Origin of the sequence: Microbacterium aurugineum, from assembly GCF_023101205.1 — a bacterium.
GTDB classification, from domain to species: Bacteria; Actinomycetota; Actinomycetes; order Actinomycetales; family Microbacteriaceae; genus Microbacterium; species Microbacterium aurugineum.
The window spans coordinates 1,543,107-1,558,052 of record NZ_CP078078.1; the positions used below are offsets into that span (position 1 = coordinate 1,543,107).

At 68.1% G+C, this 14,946-nt stretch carries 12 protein-coding genes; 7 read left to right on the plus strand and 5 right to left on the minus strand.

Translation table 11 applies throughout. The features are described from left to right. Positions 1-74: 74 nt before the first annotated feature. Positions 75-1,604, plus strand: a complete 1,530-nt coding sequence (locus tag KV397_RS07520; RefSeq protein WP_261812549.1) for a hypothetical protein — start codon at positions 75-77, stop codon at positions 1,602-1,604. Positions 1,605-1,613: 9 nt separating this feature from the next. Here KV397_RS07520 and sucB read toward each other — a convergent pair whose 3' ends face one another. From sucB to KV397_RS07535, 3 genes are all read right to left on the minus strand, one after another. Beyond that, on the minus strand, positions 1,614-3,368 hold the full coding sequence (gene sucB, locus KV397_RS07525; RefSeq protein ID WP_261812550.1) for a 2-oxoglutarate dehydrogenase, E2 component, dihydrolipoamide succinyltransferase: 1,755 nt from the start codon (positions 3,366-3,368) through the stop codon (positions 1,614-1,616). A gap of 67 nt (positions 3,369-3,435) precedes the next feature. Then, entirely contained in the window at positions 3,436-4,809 is a 1,374-nt protein-coding gene (gene lpdA, locus KV397_RS07530; protein WP_261812551.1) for a dihydrolipoyl dehydrogenase, read from the minus strand. Between the two features lie 3 nt (positions 4,810-4,812). Continuing rightward, positions 4,813-6,285, minus strand: a complete 1,473-nt coding sequence (locus tag KV397_RS07535) for a leucyl aminopeptidase (protein WP_131491134.1) — start codon at positions 6,283-6,285, stop codon at positions 4,813-4,815. Between the two features lie 113 nt (positions 6,286-6,398). Here KV397_RS07535 and KV397_RS07540 point away from each other — a divergent pair, with 113 nt between their 5' ends. The 3 genes from KV397_RS07540 (at position 6,399) to KV397_RS07550 (ending at position 9,442) form a co-directional block, all read left to right on the plus strand. After that, on the plus strand, positions 6,399-7,340 hold the full coding sequence (locus tag KV397_RS07540) for a proteasome assembly chaperone family protein (protein WP_131491133.1): 942 nt from the start codon (positions 6,399-6,401) through the stop codon (positions 7,338-7,340). 168 nt (positions 7,341-7,508) lie between these two features. Beyond that, positions 7,509-8,750, plus strand: a complete 1,242-nt coding sequence (locus KV397_RS07545) for an RNA polymerase sigma factor (protein WP_047519402.1) — start codon at positions 7,509-7,511, stop codon at positions 8,748-8,750. Next, entirely contained in the window at positions 8,747-9,442 is a 696-nt protein-coding gene (locus KV397_RS07550) for a coenzyme F420-0:L-glutamate ligase (protein WP_047519404.1), read from the plus strand. Before KV397_RS07545 ends, KV397_RS07550 begins: the two co-directional genes overlap by 4 nt. A 62-nt stretch (positions 9,443-9,504) precedes the next feature. Here KV397_RS07550 and KV397_RS07555 read toward each other — a convergent pair whose 3' ends face one another. Then, positions 9,505-10,521: a sugar-transfer associated ATP-grasp domain-containing protein gene (locus KV397_RS07555; protein ID WP_047519407.1), complete on the minus strand. Its 1,017-nt coding sequence runs from the start codon at positions 10,519-10,521 to the stop codon at positions 9,505-9,507. A gap of 80 nt (positions 10,522-10,601) precedes the next feature. Here KV397_RS07555 and KV397_RS07560 point away from each other — a divergent pair, with 80 nt between their 5' ends. Both KV397_RS07560 and KV397_RS07565 read left to right on the plus strand, forming a co-directional pair. After that, positions 10,602-11,312 (plus strand): alanine racemase C-terminal domain-containing protein, encoded by a 711-nt coding sequence (locus KV397_RS07560; RefSeq protein WP_261812552.1) that lies wholly within the window; start codon positions 10,602-10,604, stop codon positions 11,310-11,312. Beyond that, the gene (locus KV397_RS07565; protein ID WP_261812553.1) at positions 11,309-12,349 is read left to right on the plus strand and encodes an alanine racemase; all 1,041 of its coding nucleotides are present in this window, start codon (positions 11,309-11,311) and stop codon (positions 12,347-12,349) included. The genes KV397_RS07560 and KV397_RS07565 overlap by 4 nt, the downstream gene beginning before the upstream one ends. A 21-nt stretch (positions 12,350-12,370) precedes the next feature. On the opposite strand, the gene KV397_RS07570 is transcribed toward KV397_RS07565, so the two are convergent. Beyond that, positions 12,371-12,589, minus strand: coding sequence for a DUF7455 domain-containing protein (locus tag KV397_RS07570; protein WP_047519411.1), 219 nt, complete (start codon positions 12,587-12,589; stop codon positions 12,371-12,373). Positions 12,590-12,770: 181 nt separating this feature from the next. On the opposite strand from KV397_RS07570, the gene KV397_RS07575 reads away from it, so the two are divergent. Continuing rightward, positions 12,771-14,909, plus strand: coding sequence for a DNA gyrase/topoisomerase IV subunit B (locus tag KV397_RS07575; RefSeq protein WP_407665288.1), 2,139 nt, complete (start codon positions 12,771-12,773; stop codon positions 14,907-14,909). Positions 14,910-14,946: the final 37 nt, after the last annotated feature.

Sequence of the window (14,946 nt, forward strand, 5' to 3'; positions counted from 1 at the left end):
TGGAAACCCTCGGAGTCTATTCACAACGCCTCCGAACACCCCGTCGAGCGCGCTCGGTGCGCTCTGATGGAGCAATGGCGGAGATCGAAGCGGGTGCCCGACGGGGCGAGGTGCTCCTTCCCGGGGCGCACCGGGTGGTTCGGACACTCGATGGCGCGGAGGGGCCGTTCGCCGGTGCGCTCGTCACCTCTGGGGAGGGGGTGGCAGTGCGTGTCGATGCAGCGGCACTCAGCGGCTGGGTGGGGTGGCGCTATGCCGGGGCGGAGCATGTCGCTGCGCCTCTCGATGTGGTGCGTCGGAGGGGAGGGCATGACGTACTGCTGCCGTGGTGCACGGACCGGGTGCTGGGGTTCCTGGTCCGTCGCACGGCTGCGGGCACGGTGCTGACACCCGGGGAGTGCAGCACTCTCGTCATAAGCCTGTTGCGCGGTCTCCACGAGGTCGGGGAGGACCCCGGGGAGGCCCGCAGCGGGGAATGGTGGGTGACCGACGGCGGACGCCCCGTCTTCGTCGTCGGTCAGGGAGGGGATGTGCGGGAGGGCATCGGCGTCATCCTCGAACGGCTGCAGGAGCACAGCCCCGACAAGGTGGTGAAGCGGGTGCTCGACAGCGTCGGGCGAGGGCTGGAGAAGGCGGCTGCGCAGCCGCGCCTCCCGGTCAAGCTGCTGGCACAGTGGGAGCAGGAGTTGCTGGGAGTCGCTGCTCCGCAACCCCTCGATCGCGCGCTGCATGCTCCGGAGCGCGCGCGGGAGGTCGCGCGCGCCGTCACGTCGCACGACCTTCGCGTGTCACCGCGACGCGGGGAGCCTTCTCGATCCGCAGAGGGCCTGCGTGGTCGTCGTCGCGGGAGGAGAGAGTTCCGCCGCTCGCGGGGCGACAGGGACATCGCGGACCGGGTGCGGGCGGCGGGCGCCCTCGCGCGTGTGCTCGGCGTAGCGGTGCGGGAACGGACGGCGTTCGCCCGCCGGAACGGGCCCAGGCGAGCGACGGAGAGTGCGGGCGCCGGGAGCGCCGATGTGTCGCGGCGGCGGCGGGCTCTGCTCATCGCAGGTGCGGCCGCCGCGGCGGTGCTGGCCGTCGGGCTGCTGTGGCCCAGCGGGGGCGTGTCCGGAGAGGCTGCGGATGTGGAGGCAGCGGATGTGGAGGGCGGTGCGACTTCCCCGGAACCTTCCACTGCAGCGTCGACCGAGGCCGGGGCGGACTCCGAGGCGACGCAGGATCCCCGTCGACGCGCCGGGTCGCCGGACCCCGACGAGGTGTCGCCGGAGCCGGACGAGGTCACTCCCGCAGAAGACGACCCTGCCGCGGCGGCAGCGTCGTTGCTCCGTGTCATCGCGGACTGTCGGGTTCAGAGCGACGTGTCCTGCGAGGACGCCGTGGCGGAGGGGGCGACCAGGGTCCTGGATGCCCTCGACGCGGCGACGGACGGAACACCGACATTCGAGTTGGTGGATGAGTACGGGGACATCGCCGTCGTTCGTGTCGCCGTGGACGCAGAGGCGGATGCCGCGAACACGTCAGGGCGTCTCATCATGGTGCTTCTCCGCACGCAAGAGAAATGGCTGGTCCGCGACGTGTATGACGTCGCGGACCAGCCAGGGTGAACTCTCGGGTCAGGCGCCGAGCTGAGCGGCGAACTGAGCCGACTCGAGGCGTGCCTTGACGGCGCCCAGGAAGCGGGCAGCGTCGGCACCGTCGATGATCCGGTGGTCGTAGGAGAGTGCGAGATACACGTACGACCGGACAGCGATGGCATCTGCACCGCCGACCTTCACGAGACCGGGGCGCTTCACGACCGTTCCGGTGCCCAGGATCGCCGACTGCGGGAGGAAGACCACCGGAGTGTCGAACAGGGCACCACGGGAACCCGTGTTGGTCAGCGTGAACGTTCCACCGGCGAGCTCGTCGGGCTTCAGCTTGTTGTCGCGGGTCCGGGCGGCGAGATCGGCGATCTCATGAGCGATCTGCGCGATGTTCTTCGAGGCGGCGTCGCGCAGCACGGGGGTGAGCAGTCCGCGCTCGGTGTCGACCGCGATCGACACGTTCTCGCTTTCGGGGTACACGATGTTCTCGCCGTCGACCGTGGCGTTGATGATCGGGAAGGCCTGGAGGGCCTCGGCGGTCGCCAGCGCGAAGAACGGCAGGAAGGAGAGCTTGTCGCCCGTCTTCTCGAGGAAGGACGCCTTGACGCTGTCGCGGTACTCGGCGAGAGCCGTGACATCGACCTCGACGACCGTCGTCAGCTGAGCGGTCTGCTGCATCGACTCGACCGCACGCTTGGCGAGGACCTTCCGCAGACGCGACATCGGCTGGGTGGTGCCGCGCAGCGGGGAGACCTCGAGCGGCGCCGGGGCGGGAGCGCTGGCTGCGGCGGGCGCAGCGGACGCGGTCTCAGCGGCCTTGAGGACGTCTTCCTTGCGGATACGACCCCCCACGCCGGTTCCCTGGACGGAGGCGAGATCGACTCCCTGCTGCGAGGCCAGACGGCGCACGAGGGGCGTCACGTAGAGGTTGTCGCTCTCGGTCGGCAGCGTGAGCTTCGGTGCAGCGGGAGCGGCGGCGGGTGCCGGAGCAGCGGCCGCCGCGGGAGCAGCCGGAGCCGCAGCCGGTGCAGGAGCCGCAGCCGGCGCTTCGGTGGCCGGGGCCGGGGTAGCGGCGGGTGCCTCCGCAGCGGGTGCCTCCGCAGCGGGCGCTTCCGGCTCGGAGGCGGATGCCGGAGCAGCACCCGAACCGACGCGGGCGAGCACGGCGCCGACGGCGACGGTCTCGTCTTCTCCGGCAATGATCTCCTGGAGCACGCCGGCGACCGGCGAGGGGATCTCGGTGTCGACCTTGTCGGTGGAGATCTCCAGAAGAGCCTCGTCGACGGCGACCTCGTCACCCACCTGCTTCAGCCAACGGGTGACGGTGCCCTCGGTGACGCTCTCGCCCAGTTCCGGAAGCACGATGTCGGTCGCATCGCCTGCGGACGCCGACGGCGCGGACTCAGCGGCCGGGGCGGGTGTCTCCGCCGCAGGTGCGGGTGCCGCCTGCTCAGCCGGCGCGGATGCCTCGGGTGCGGCTTCGGCAGGAGCCTCTTCGGCAGCCGGGGCGGCAGCGGACGGGGCGTCCTGGGTCGGAGCGGCACTGCTGCCGTCGCCGATGCGGGCCAGGAGGGCACCGACCTCGACGGTCTCATCCTCGGCCACGAGGATCTCCTCGATCACACCGGTGACAGGGGAGGGGATCTCGGTGTCGACCTTGTCGGTCGAGATCTCGAGCAGGCCCTCGTCCGCCTGCACGGTGTCTCCCACCTGCTTGAGCCAGCGGGTGACCGTACCCTCTGTGACGCTCTCGCCGAGAGCGGGGAGGACGACGGATGTGCTCATGACTGAGTCTCCTTCAGGAAGTTGTATGACGCTTGTCTAGCTTAGTGACTCGGGCACCGGTTGGTGCTCAGAGGGCGTGCAGGGGCTTGCCGGCAAGGGCGAGGAACGCCTCGCCGAGTGCCTCGCTCTGGGTCGGGTGCGCGTGGATGAGAGGCGCGATGTCCTCCGGGTGCGCTTCCCAGGCGACGGCGAGCTGCCCCTCGGTGATGAGCTCGCCGACGCGGTCTCCGAGCAGGTGGACACCGATGACGGGGCCGTCCTTGAGGCGGACGACCTTCACGAGACCACCGGTTCCGATGATCTCGCTCTTGCCATTCCCCGCGAGGTTGTATTCGTAGGCGACGATCGCGTCCGCGCCGTGTTCGGCCGCGGCCGCTTCCTCGGTCACGCCGACCGAGGCGACCTCAGGACTCGAGTAAGTGACCTTGGGGATCTGCGCATCGGGGATGTTCACCGGCGAGAGACCCGCGATCCGTTCGGCGACGGCGATGCCCTGCTGGAATCCGCGATGCGCGAGCTGGAGGCCGGGGACGATGTCGCCGACGGCCCAGAGCCCCGGAACACCGGTGCGCAGGTCTTCGTCGACGATCACGAAGCCGCGATCGAGCGTGACGCCCGCCTCCTCGAAGCCGATATCGGCGGTCACCGGACCACGCCCGACGGCGACGAGCAGGTAGTCGGCGGTGAACTCCTTGCCGTCTTCGAGCGTGACGGTGACGGAGGAATCGTCTTGAACCGCGCTCTGGAAGCGGGTGCCGAGGGAGTACTGGATGCCACGTCGGCGGAACGCCCTCTCCAGCCCCTTGCTGAGGGCGATGTCCTCGTTCGGGACGAGATGGGGGAGCGCCTCGATGATCGTGACCTCCGAGCCGAACGAACGCCACACGCTGGCGAACTCGACTCCGATCACGCCACCACCGAGGATGAGGACCCGCTCCGGGATGACGTCGAGGGCGAGGGCCTGCTCGCTCGTGAGGACGCGTCCGCCGATCTCGAGGCCAGGGAGCGATCGGCTGTACGATCCGGTCGCGAGCACGACATCCGCACCGACATAGACGTCGTCGCCGACGCTCACGCTGCGGTCCGGGTTCAGGCGACCGAGTCCGGCGACCGTGGTGATGCCGCGAGCCTTGACGAGTCCCTCGAGGCCCTTGAACTTCTTGGCGACGATCCCCTCGCGGTACGTGCGGACGCCTGCCGGGTCGACGCCTTCCAGCGTGGCGGTCACGCCGACGGAAGCGGCATCGCGCACATGCTCGGCGACCTCTGCCGCGTGCAGCAGGGCCTTGGTGGGGATGCACCCGCGGTGCAGGCAGGTCCCACCGACCTTGTCCTTCTCGATCAGCGCGACGGACTTGCCGAGTTCACTCGCGCGCAACGCCGCGGCGTATCCGCCGCTTCCGCCGCCCAGGACGACGATGTCGAAGGTGTGGGTTGTCATAGGTCATGCCTCCTTGTGGGATGCTTCGGCGAAGGCGACGATCGATCGGACCATCGCTCCGGTGGGGCCCTTCTCCGTGAAGCCGTACGGGGCGCCGGCATGTTCGCCGGATCCCGCGATGTCGAGGTGCACCCAGGGGATGCGGGGGGCGTCCTCAGCGTCCGAGGTGCGCCCGACGAAGCGCCGCAGGAACAGGCCTGCATAGGAGGCGCCGCCCATCCGGTCACTCATATTCGCGTTCTGCAGGTCAGCGATGGGGGACTCGAGCGACTCCTCCATGTAGTCCGGCAGCGGCATGTGCCAGGCGGGCTCGTCGACCTGGGCGGTTGCCGAGATGAAGGACGAGACCGTCTCGACGTCGCCGAAGACTCCGGTGTGCCGGTGGCCGAGTGCGGCGACGATGGCGCCCGTGAGGGTCGCCACATCGATGATGACGTCCGGATTCTCGCGGCTCGCGGCCACGAGGCCGTCTGCGAGGACGAGCCGTCCCTCGGCGTCGGTGTTCTGGACCTCCACCGTGGTGCCGTCGAGGATGCGGATGACGTCGCCGGGGCGCAACGCACGACCCGAGGGCATGTTGTCGGTGATGCAGAGCCACGCGGTCACGTGGACGGGGAGGCCGAGTGCGGCGATCGCCCGGATCGCGGCGAGGGACGTCGCGGCGCCCGCCATGTCGAACTTCATGCCGACCATCGAGGCCGCGGGCTTCAGGGACAAGCCCCCGGTGTCGAACGTGATGCCCTTGCCGACGAGCGCGATGTGTCGCACAGCGTCGGCGGGGGAGTAGTCGAGGCGAACGAGACGCGGCGGTCGGTCGGAGCCCTGTCCCACGCCCAGGATGCCGCCGAAGCCCTGCTCGGCGAGGGCCTTCTCGTCGAAGATCTCGACCGTGACATCGAGGTCGGCGACGCTGTCAGCCGCGCTCTGAGCGAGCTGCGCGGGGCTCTGCCACTCGGCGGGCACGTTCACGAGGTCCTTGATGAGCGCGACCGCCTCGCCGATGACCTGGGCGTGCGCGACGTCTTCATCATCGAGCGCGGCGTGCAGCGTGATCTCACCGGCGCGCGTCTTGCCTTTCTCGGTGCGGTAGCCGTCGAACTTGTGTCCTCCGAGCACAGCGCCCTCTGCGGCTGCCGGGGCGAAGCCCTCGAGCCCGTCGGCGAGGGCGACCGCGACGTGCTCGAAGCCGGTCAGCGTGCGCAGCGCCGTTCCGGCCGCATTGCGCACCGCCGCGGCATCCGGCGTGCTGCCGGCGCCGACGACGGCGAACGGCAGGGAGGTCACCTCGGGGGCATACACGCGGGTGAAGGATCCGGCGGAGCCGGTGAATCCGACACCGGCCAAGGCATCCGCGAGGCCGGGATAACCGGCCAGTGATTCCGCCGACTCGGGGAGAGCGGCGACGACGAGCACTGCGGCATCGGCAGCGCTTCCGGGGAACTGAGCGGTGGTGTGCGAGAGCACGGGAAGCGTCATGCCTCCATCCTAGGATCTCCGCCGGTGCGGGGAGTCGCGCGCCGGGTGGGTGTGTTCGCTCTCAGCGAGACGGCTCGGGGCCCGGCACCGGGACCTGCTCGTAGCATGGACACATGCCCTTCTCCGGAGAGATCCACGAACGCGTCGCGAATGCGCCGACCGTGCCGCACGGCCTGCCACTGGTGCTGCTTCTCACCGGCTTCACCGACGCGGGGAGTGCAGTCTCCGGGCTCATCGAGCACCTGCGTGAGACAGCCTCTCCTGAGCCCGTCGTGGTCTTCGACAACGATGCCCTTCTCGACTACCGCGCGCGGCGGCCGGTGATCTCTTTCGATCAGGACCATCTCACCGAGTTCAAGCCATCGCGACTCGAGCTGTCGCTCGCGACGGACGCGCTCGGTCGTCCTTTCCTGCTCCTCGCCGGCTACGAGCCTGACTTCGCCTGGAACCGCTTCGCGGACACCGTCCTCGCGCTGGCTGCGGAGTTCGAGGTCTCCGGGTTCCACTGGGTCCATTCGATCGCCATGCCGGTTCCGCACACGCGTCCCATCGGTACGACGGTCAGCGGCAATCGTCGGGAGCTCACCGTCGCGCACTCCGTCTGGCGTCCGCGCACCCAGGTGCCGGCGACGGCAGGGCACCTGCTCGAGTTCCGTTTCGTCGAGCGCGGCGACCGCGCCGTCGGTTTCGTGCTGCTGGTGCCGCACTACCTCGCCGAGACGGAGAACCCGGATGCGGTGATCGCCGCCGCCGAGCGTCTGATGGCCTCGACGGGGCTCGTGCTGATGCTGGACGAGGTGCAGGAGCGTCGCGAAGACTACGTGGCGCGTGTCGACGAACAGGTCGCCGGGAACGATGAGCTCCAGCAGATGGTCCACAACCTCGAGCGCCGATACGACGCGTACATGGCGGGTCGGAACCCCGACGACGACTCGTACGACGAGGGCGGGTTCAGCGAGCGTGATCTTCCCAGCGCCGACGAACTGGCTGCGGAACTGGAGCGCTACCTCGCCTCCCGTCCCTCCGGCGACGAGGACAAGCCCGGCCGCGCCTGAGTCCGTTCGGGGAGAACTTGGTCGGAATGCGCCTGCATCGCCACACGTGTGCGATACTAGGACTCTGACCCGTTGTCAATCGGCGTTTTCGAGCGCTGGACTTGACAAGGGTCTTACTAGTGTCCGAAATGTCCCGGGGTGAGAGATTCGCCCCGTGAAAGGCGAAACGTGACTCCTGCCACGACGAAGAACACCCGGACGAAGAAGGCTGCCGCTGAGACCGCCGTCGACGCCCAGGTCGAGGCCGAAGCGTCTGAGAAGCCCGCGCCCTTGAGCGCTGCCAAGCGCGCTGCTGCCAAGCGCGCACCGGTCAAGAAGAAGAAGTCCGACGACGTCGTCGAAGAAGACGAGGCCCCTGTCGTCGCGGCGGAGGACGCCGACGAAGAGGACGAGGATTCCAAGCCGAAGTTCACCGAGCCGCTGCCGACCGGCGCGATCGTCATCTCGTCGAACGACGACGAAGACGTGCCGGTCTACTCGACGCAGATCACCGGCGCCACGGCTGACCCGGTCAAGGACTACCTGAAGCAGATCGGTAAGGTCGCTCTGCTGAACGCCGCCGAAGAGGTCGAGCTCGCGATGCGCATCGAAGCCGGTCTCTTCGCCGAGGAGAAGCTGTCAGCGATGACGCCGGCCGAGAAGACGAGTCAGCTCGGTCTCGACCTGCAGTGGGTCGCCCGCGACGGTCAGCGCGCGAAGAGTCACCTGCTCGGAGCGAACCTCCGACTCGTCGTCTCGCTCGCGAAGCGCTACACGGGCCGCGGCATGCAGTTCCTGGACCTGATCCAGGAGGGCAACCTCGGTCTCATCCGCGCGGTCGAGAAGTTCGACTACACCAAGGGCTTCAAGTTCTCGACGTACGCCACCTGGTGGATCCGTCAGGCGATCACGCGCGCGATGGCCGACCAGGCCCGCACGATCCGTATCCCGGTGCACATGGTCGAGGTCATCAACAAGCTCGCCCGCGTGCAGCGTCAGATGCTCCAGGACCTGGGACGCGAGCCCACTCCGGAAGAGCTCAGCCGTGAGCTCGACATGACGCCCGAGAAGGTCGTCGAGGTCCAGAAGTACGGCCGCGAGCCGATCTCGCTGCACACGCCGCTCGGTGAGGACGGCGACAGCGAGTTCGGTGATCTCATCGAAGACACCGAGGCCGTCGTGCCGGCGGATGCCGTGGGCTTCACCATGCTGCAGCGCCAGCTCGAGCAGCTCCTGGACTCGCTGTCCGAGCGCGAAGCCGGTGTGATCCGCATGCGCTTCGGCCTGGGCGACGGTCAGCCGAAGACCCTCGACCAGATCGGCGACACGTTCGGGGTGACGCGCGAGCGCATCCGTCAGATCGAGTCGAAGACCATGGCGAAGCTCCGGCACCCGAGCCGCTCGCAGTCGCTGCGGGACTACCTCGAATGAGCCAGGCGAACGACGGCAAGGCACTCGAGACGAGCGTCGACGGCACGAGCTACGCGCGCATCCCGCTGCGCACCCGCGTGGTCATGCCTGAGGACGACCTCGACGCGATCATCACGGAGTATGCGAAGGATGCGGTGCAGCCGGGCGACCTGCTGTTCGTGACCGAGAAGATCGTGGCGATCACCCAGGGGCGGTCGTACCGTCTCGACGAGATCAAGCCGCGCAAGCTCGCGCTGTTCCTCTCGAAGTACGTCACGCGCACGCCGTACGGGATCGGACTCGGCATGCCCGAGACGATGGAGATGGCGCTCCGCGAATGCGGCACGCCCCGAATCCTGTTCGCGTCCGCCGTGGCCGCCGTCACCAAAGCGTTCGGTCGCCGTGGTGACTTCTACCGCATCGCGGGTGACAAGGCGCGTGCCATCGACGGTCCCACCAAGCACACGATCCCGCCCTACAACGAGGCGGTCGTGCTCGGACCCAAGGACCCGGATGGCGTCGCCGCTCGGCTGAAGGCGTTGATCGGTGGCCAGGCAGAGGTCGCCGTCGTCGACATCAATGACCTGGGTGGCAACATCCTCGGCTCGACGCTCGACAAGAACGGTGAGCACCGGCTCGTGAAGATCCTCGGTGACAACCCGCTCGGTCAGGGACTGGAGTCCACGCCGCTCGGGATCGTCCGCGCGGTCTGATCCGCTCAGATCTACGGAGAAGGCCCCGGATGCGCAGAGCATCCGGGGCCTTCTCCGTTTCCTCAGAAGCCGATGACCTCGCGGTAGCGCGGCTTGTGGCCGGTGCGGATGCCGGTCACGCTGGGCTTGTTCTCGTACACTCCGGCTCCCCAGTTGCCCTCGACGAGAACGGGGCCGTCGGGGGAGACCACGATGTCCCAGCCCACGTACTGCACCTGCGGCACGACGCGCGCGACGTCGTCGATGAAGGCGCGAACCTCCTCCATGTACGGCAGCTGGAAGTCGGCGATGCGGAAGCCGGAATCCGGATGCGTCTCGTGCACATGTCCGTGGGAGTCGTACCCGGCGCCGATCGCGTGCCCGTTCTGGTCGAGCATCGTGTAGAAGCCGCCGAAGGTCATCTGGTCGCTGACAGCGCCACGGCCGAACTTCTGCGCGATCGCGAGGATGTGCGCTTTCTCACCGTCGAAGAAGGCGGTGATGCGCGTCGTGTTCACGGTGCCGGGGCAGACGGCGGCCAGGGCGTCGTGCTGCCGGATCACCTCTTCGATGAGGAGCTCGCCGCGGTCCAGCAGTCCGCGATGGAACTCGTCCCAGTCGTCGATGTCCGCCGCGTGATAGCGATGCACACCGGTTCCCGCCTGCCCGACCGGCTCCTTCGTGACGATCGTGCCGAGGCGCTCGGTCAGCTCGCGCACCGCGTCGGCGTTGCCTTCCTCGACCGTCATCCACTCGCGTTTCAGGAAGGGGGAGAACTGCTTGTCGAACTCGACCTTGTCCTGGAAGATCCAGCGGTAGTCAGGGTGGTCGAATCGCTGCGAGAGCTGGTTCGACACGGGGTGGGTCATGTAGGTCTCGCGCTCCGCCTTGGTGAGCATGGCGAAGTCGTAGTCGATGTAGTCCTGGAACCCGACGTTGTGCCGGGCCGCGGACCAGAGCATGTCGACGACGATGGCAGGGACGGCCTTGTGGTGCTGTTCCGATGCCTCCTTGGCCCGTTCCACCACCGATCCGACGTCGATGCGGCGAGCACGTCCCAGCAGGTAGCGGATGCGGGGCGCGAGGGAAAGACGAGACATATGGCTCCAGGGTCGGGGTCCCCACCAGTCTACGGGGGACTCGGAGGTCCACCTGGGAGGCGGAAGCTAGGGTGGAGGACGTGTGTGAGACGACTTCCAGCGCCCTGCCTTTCGCGATGATCTCCCGCTCGGCGCTGGCGGCAGGCGCGTCGGCGGCAGTGCGCGCAGGCGGACATGTCGCGGATCTGCGACGTGATGCCTGGGGCCACGGAATCCTCGCCGTCGCGCAGGCGGTGACCGCCGCCGGCGCCGAACGGGTGCTGGTCGATTCCGTCGGTGAGATCGAGGCGCTGCGGTTGGAGGGAATCGTCGGGGTGACCTCGGATGAGGCGGATATCGAACCGACTCTGCTCTACGGGCTGCCGGACGAGCACGGAGTCCTCTCGACGCAGCCGGTGATGCGCCTCAGCGGCCGAGTGATGTCCACCAAACGTTTGCGCGCCGGGGATGCGGTGTCGTACGGATACACCTACCGTGCGCCCGCGGAGACCACCGTGGCGTTGGTGACGGGCGGTTATGCGCAAGGGATCGTCCGTGCTCTCGGGAATCACGCACACGTCGACGTCGCCGGGACGGCGCGACCCATCATCGGACGGGTCGCGATGGATGTCTGCGTCGTGGACCTGGAAGGCCCGGAGAGCGACATCGCGCCCGGATCGGAGGTCACCTATTTCGGTGGGTGGGGCGCGGCCAGGGCCGGAGTCGCCCGATGGAGCGCGATCACCGGGCTGACGGCGGCGGAACTCGTCACGGTCGCGGGCGCGCACGCTGTGCGGGGGTGGGAGGCATGACCCGCCCGCAGCTGCGGATCCGCAGTGACGTCTTCCGCGCGAACGTCGATGCCGTTCAGGCGCGGATCGCACCGTCGACCCTCATGCTCGTGCTCAAGGACGATGCCTACGGCCACGGGCTCGCGTGGGCGGTCGAGGCCGCGTCGAAGGCGGGCGTCGACTGGTTCGGGAGCTACGACATCGCGGGCGGCTCAGAGGTTCGGCGCGTCGTCGGAGGAGACGCGCGCATCTTCGCCTGGGCTACCTCGACGGACGCGGAGGTCGATGACGCTCTGCTGCACCGCATCGATCTCGGAGTCGGCACCGCCGAGTATCTGCGACGGATCATCGCCCGCGTGGAGGCGCTGGGCGCACGGGCGCGCGTGCACCTCAAGATCGACACGGGCCTGCACCGCAACGGCATACTCCCAGAGGACTGGGCCGACGTCGTCTCCGAGGCCAGGGCCGCGGAGGCCGCAGGACTCCTCGAATTGGAGGGGGTCTGGAGCCACATCGCTGAGGCGAGCGATGCGGAGGACGACGAGGCGCAGGCAGTGTTCCTGGACGCCGTGCGAGTGGTGGGGGAGTCGGGTCCGGTTCCGCGCGCATTGCACCTGACCGCGTCGGCGGCATCCTGGTGGCGACCGGAGCTGCGTGGCTCGGTCTCGCGCATCGGAGCGTTCTGCTACGGCATCCGATCCGCGGACGGCCCGGACCTCGAGGGTGTGCGACCTGCAGCAAGCCTCGTCGCGACGGTCGTCGAGGTCGACGGTGATGATGCCGTGATCGCGATCGGCAGCTTCGACGGTCTCCCGTCGACCTTGGGCGGAGCGAGCGTGGGGACTCCCGGTGGAGCCCGAGTGCTCACCGCCGTGGGTCAGACGACGTCGATCGTCGACCGCTGGCCGGGAGCCCGGGTCGGCGACGAAGTGACGCTGTTCGGCGCGGGCGAATCCGGGGAGTCTTCCGCGACCACGCTCGCCGAGCGGATCGACACGGTCGGCGAAGAGATCCTCACCCGGCTCACCGCGCGAGTGCGCAGGGTAGTGATCGACTGACCGCTGGCCCGTCGAGGGTGATCAGACGGCTTCGATGAGACGCGCGGTCTCGTCGTGCCAGCTGGTTGCGACGCTGCGGAGCTTCTCTTCGTACTTGCGGCCGTGGTGAGCGCAGAACAGGAGCTCGGAGCCGTTCACCTCGGCGGCGATGTAAGCCTGCGCACCGCAGGAATCACAACGATCCATGGCGGTCAGGCGGAACTCGACGGTGGAGGTGTCACGTTCGGTCGTTGCGTTCATCTCGGTGCCTCCTCGGGTGTCGGCTTCGCTTCGTGATTTGGTCAATACAACCACGCTGTACCTGTGTGCATGCCCGGTTTGCGGCGTGTTTCGCTCAGCGCGTACGCGTGCGCCTCGGACTCGCTCCGCGTGGGGAGTGTCGGCAGCCCGAGCGGAGGTGGCGAGAATAGACTCGGAGATTGTGAATGCCGAGTATTCTGCCCACCATCTCCAGGTGCTTGAGGGGCTCGAGGCTGTCCGCAAACGCCCGGGTATGTACATCGGGTCGAACGGCTCCCCGGGTCTCATGCACTGCCTCTGGGAAATCATCGACAACTCCGTCGACGAAGCGGTGGCGGGCAACGGCTCGAAGATCGACATCATCCTGCACAGCGACGGCAGTGTGGAGGTGCACGACCGCGGGCGCGGAATCCCCGTCGACGTCGAACCCCGGACCGGTCTGAGCGGTGTCGAGGTCGTCTACACGAAGCTGCACGCGGGTGGGAAGTTCGGAGGCGGCTCGTACGCTGCGTCCGGTGGTCTGCATGGCGTCGGTGCCTCGGTGGTGAATGCGCTCTCCGAGCGGCTCGACGTCGAGGTCGACCGCGGTGGCAAGACCTATGCGATGTCCTTCCACCGCGGCGAACCGGGCATCTTCACGGACTCCGGCGAGAAGCGTCCTGACGCGCCGTTCACCCCCTTCGAGGAGAAGAGCGAGCTGCGGGTCGTGGGCAAGGCGCCACGAGGGGTCACCGGCACGCGTGTCCGTTACTGGGCGGATCGTCAGATCTTCACGAAGGACGCGGCGTTCCAACTCGCTGAGCTCGAGACCCGTGCGCGGCAGACCGCCTTCCTCGTTCCCGGTCTCGAGATCGTGGTGAAGGATGAGCGCGCCGTCGCCGTCCCCGAGCTCTCGAACGTCACCGAGGAGGAGGGCGCCGGGCCCGTCGCGGCCCCCGCGCCCGTGGAGACCTCGTACCTCTATGAGGGCGGTATCTCCGAGTTCGTCGACTACCTGGCGATCGACCCTCCGGTGACCGACACCTGGCGCATCCAGGGAGAAGGCACGTTCAAGGAGACCGTCCCGGTGCTCCAGGCGGACGGTCACATGATCGCCACCGAGGTCGAGCGTGTCTGCGCGGTCGACATCGCGCTGCGCTGGGGAACCGGCTACGACACCCGGGTCCGCTCGTTCGTCAATATCATCGCGACGCCCAAGGGCGGAACCCACCAGCAGGGCTTCGAACAGGAACTCCTCAAGGTCCTCCGGACCCAGGTCGAGCAGAACGCCCGCCGCCTCAAGGTCGGCAACGACAAGCTCGAGAAGGACGACGTGCTGGCCGGACTCACCGCGGTGCTCACGGTGAACGTTCCGGAGCCGCAGTTCGAGGGTCAGACCAAAGAGGTCCTCGGGACGCCGGCCGTTCGACAGATCGTGGCGCAGGTGATCCGCAAGGATCTCGCCCAGCGCTTCACGTCGACCAAGCGCGACGACAAGAACCAGGCATCACAGCTCCTGGACAAGATCGTCTCGGAGATGAAGGCCCGTGTCTCGGCGCGCGCCCACAAGGAGACGCAGCGACGCAAGAATGCGCTCGAGTCCTCGACGCTTCCGACGAAGCTGGTCGACTGCCGCACCAACGAGGTCGATCGCAGCGAGCTGTTCATCGTCGAGGGCGACTCGGCTCTCGGCACGGCCAAGAACGCACGCAACAGCGAGTTCCAAGCCCTCCTCCCGATCCGCGGCAAGATCCTCAATGTGCAGAAGGCTTCCGTGGGGGACATGCTCTCGAACGCGGAATGCGCATCGATCATCCAGGTGATCGGCGCCGGCTCGGGCCGGACGTTCGATCTCAGCGCGGCACGCTACGGGAAGATCATCCTGATGAGCGACGCCGACGTGGACGGCGCGCACATCCGCACACTGTTGCTCACCCTGTTCTTCCGCTACATGCGGCCGCTGATCGAGGACGGCCGTGTCTTCGCTGCCGTTCCCCCGCTGCATCGGGTGATCGTGATGAACCCGGGCTCGAAGCCCAACGAGACGATCTACACCTACAGCGAGCAGGAGATGCAGGCCTTGCTCACCAAGCTCCGCAAGGCCGGCAAGCGCTGGCACGAGCCGATCCAGCGCTACAAGGGACTCGGAGAGATGGATGCCGAGCAGCTGGCCAACACGACCATGGACCGCTCCGGGCGTCTGCTGCGTCGGGTGCGCATGGAGGATGCGGAGGCGGCAGGCCGTATGTTCGAGCTGCTGATGGGCAACGAGGTCGCCCCGCGGCGCGAGTTCATCATCGAGTCCTCCGACCGGCTCTCGCGCGAGTCGATCGACGCCTGACCTGAACTGATTGCGGGACGTCCGGGAGGCCGCCGAT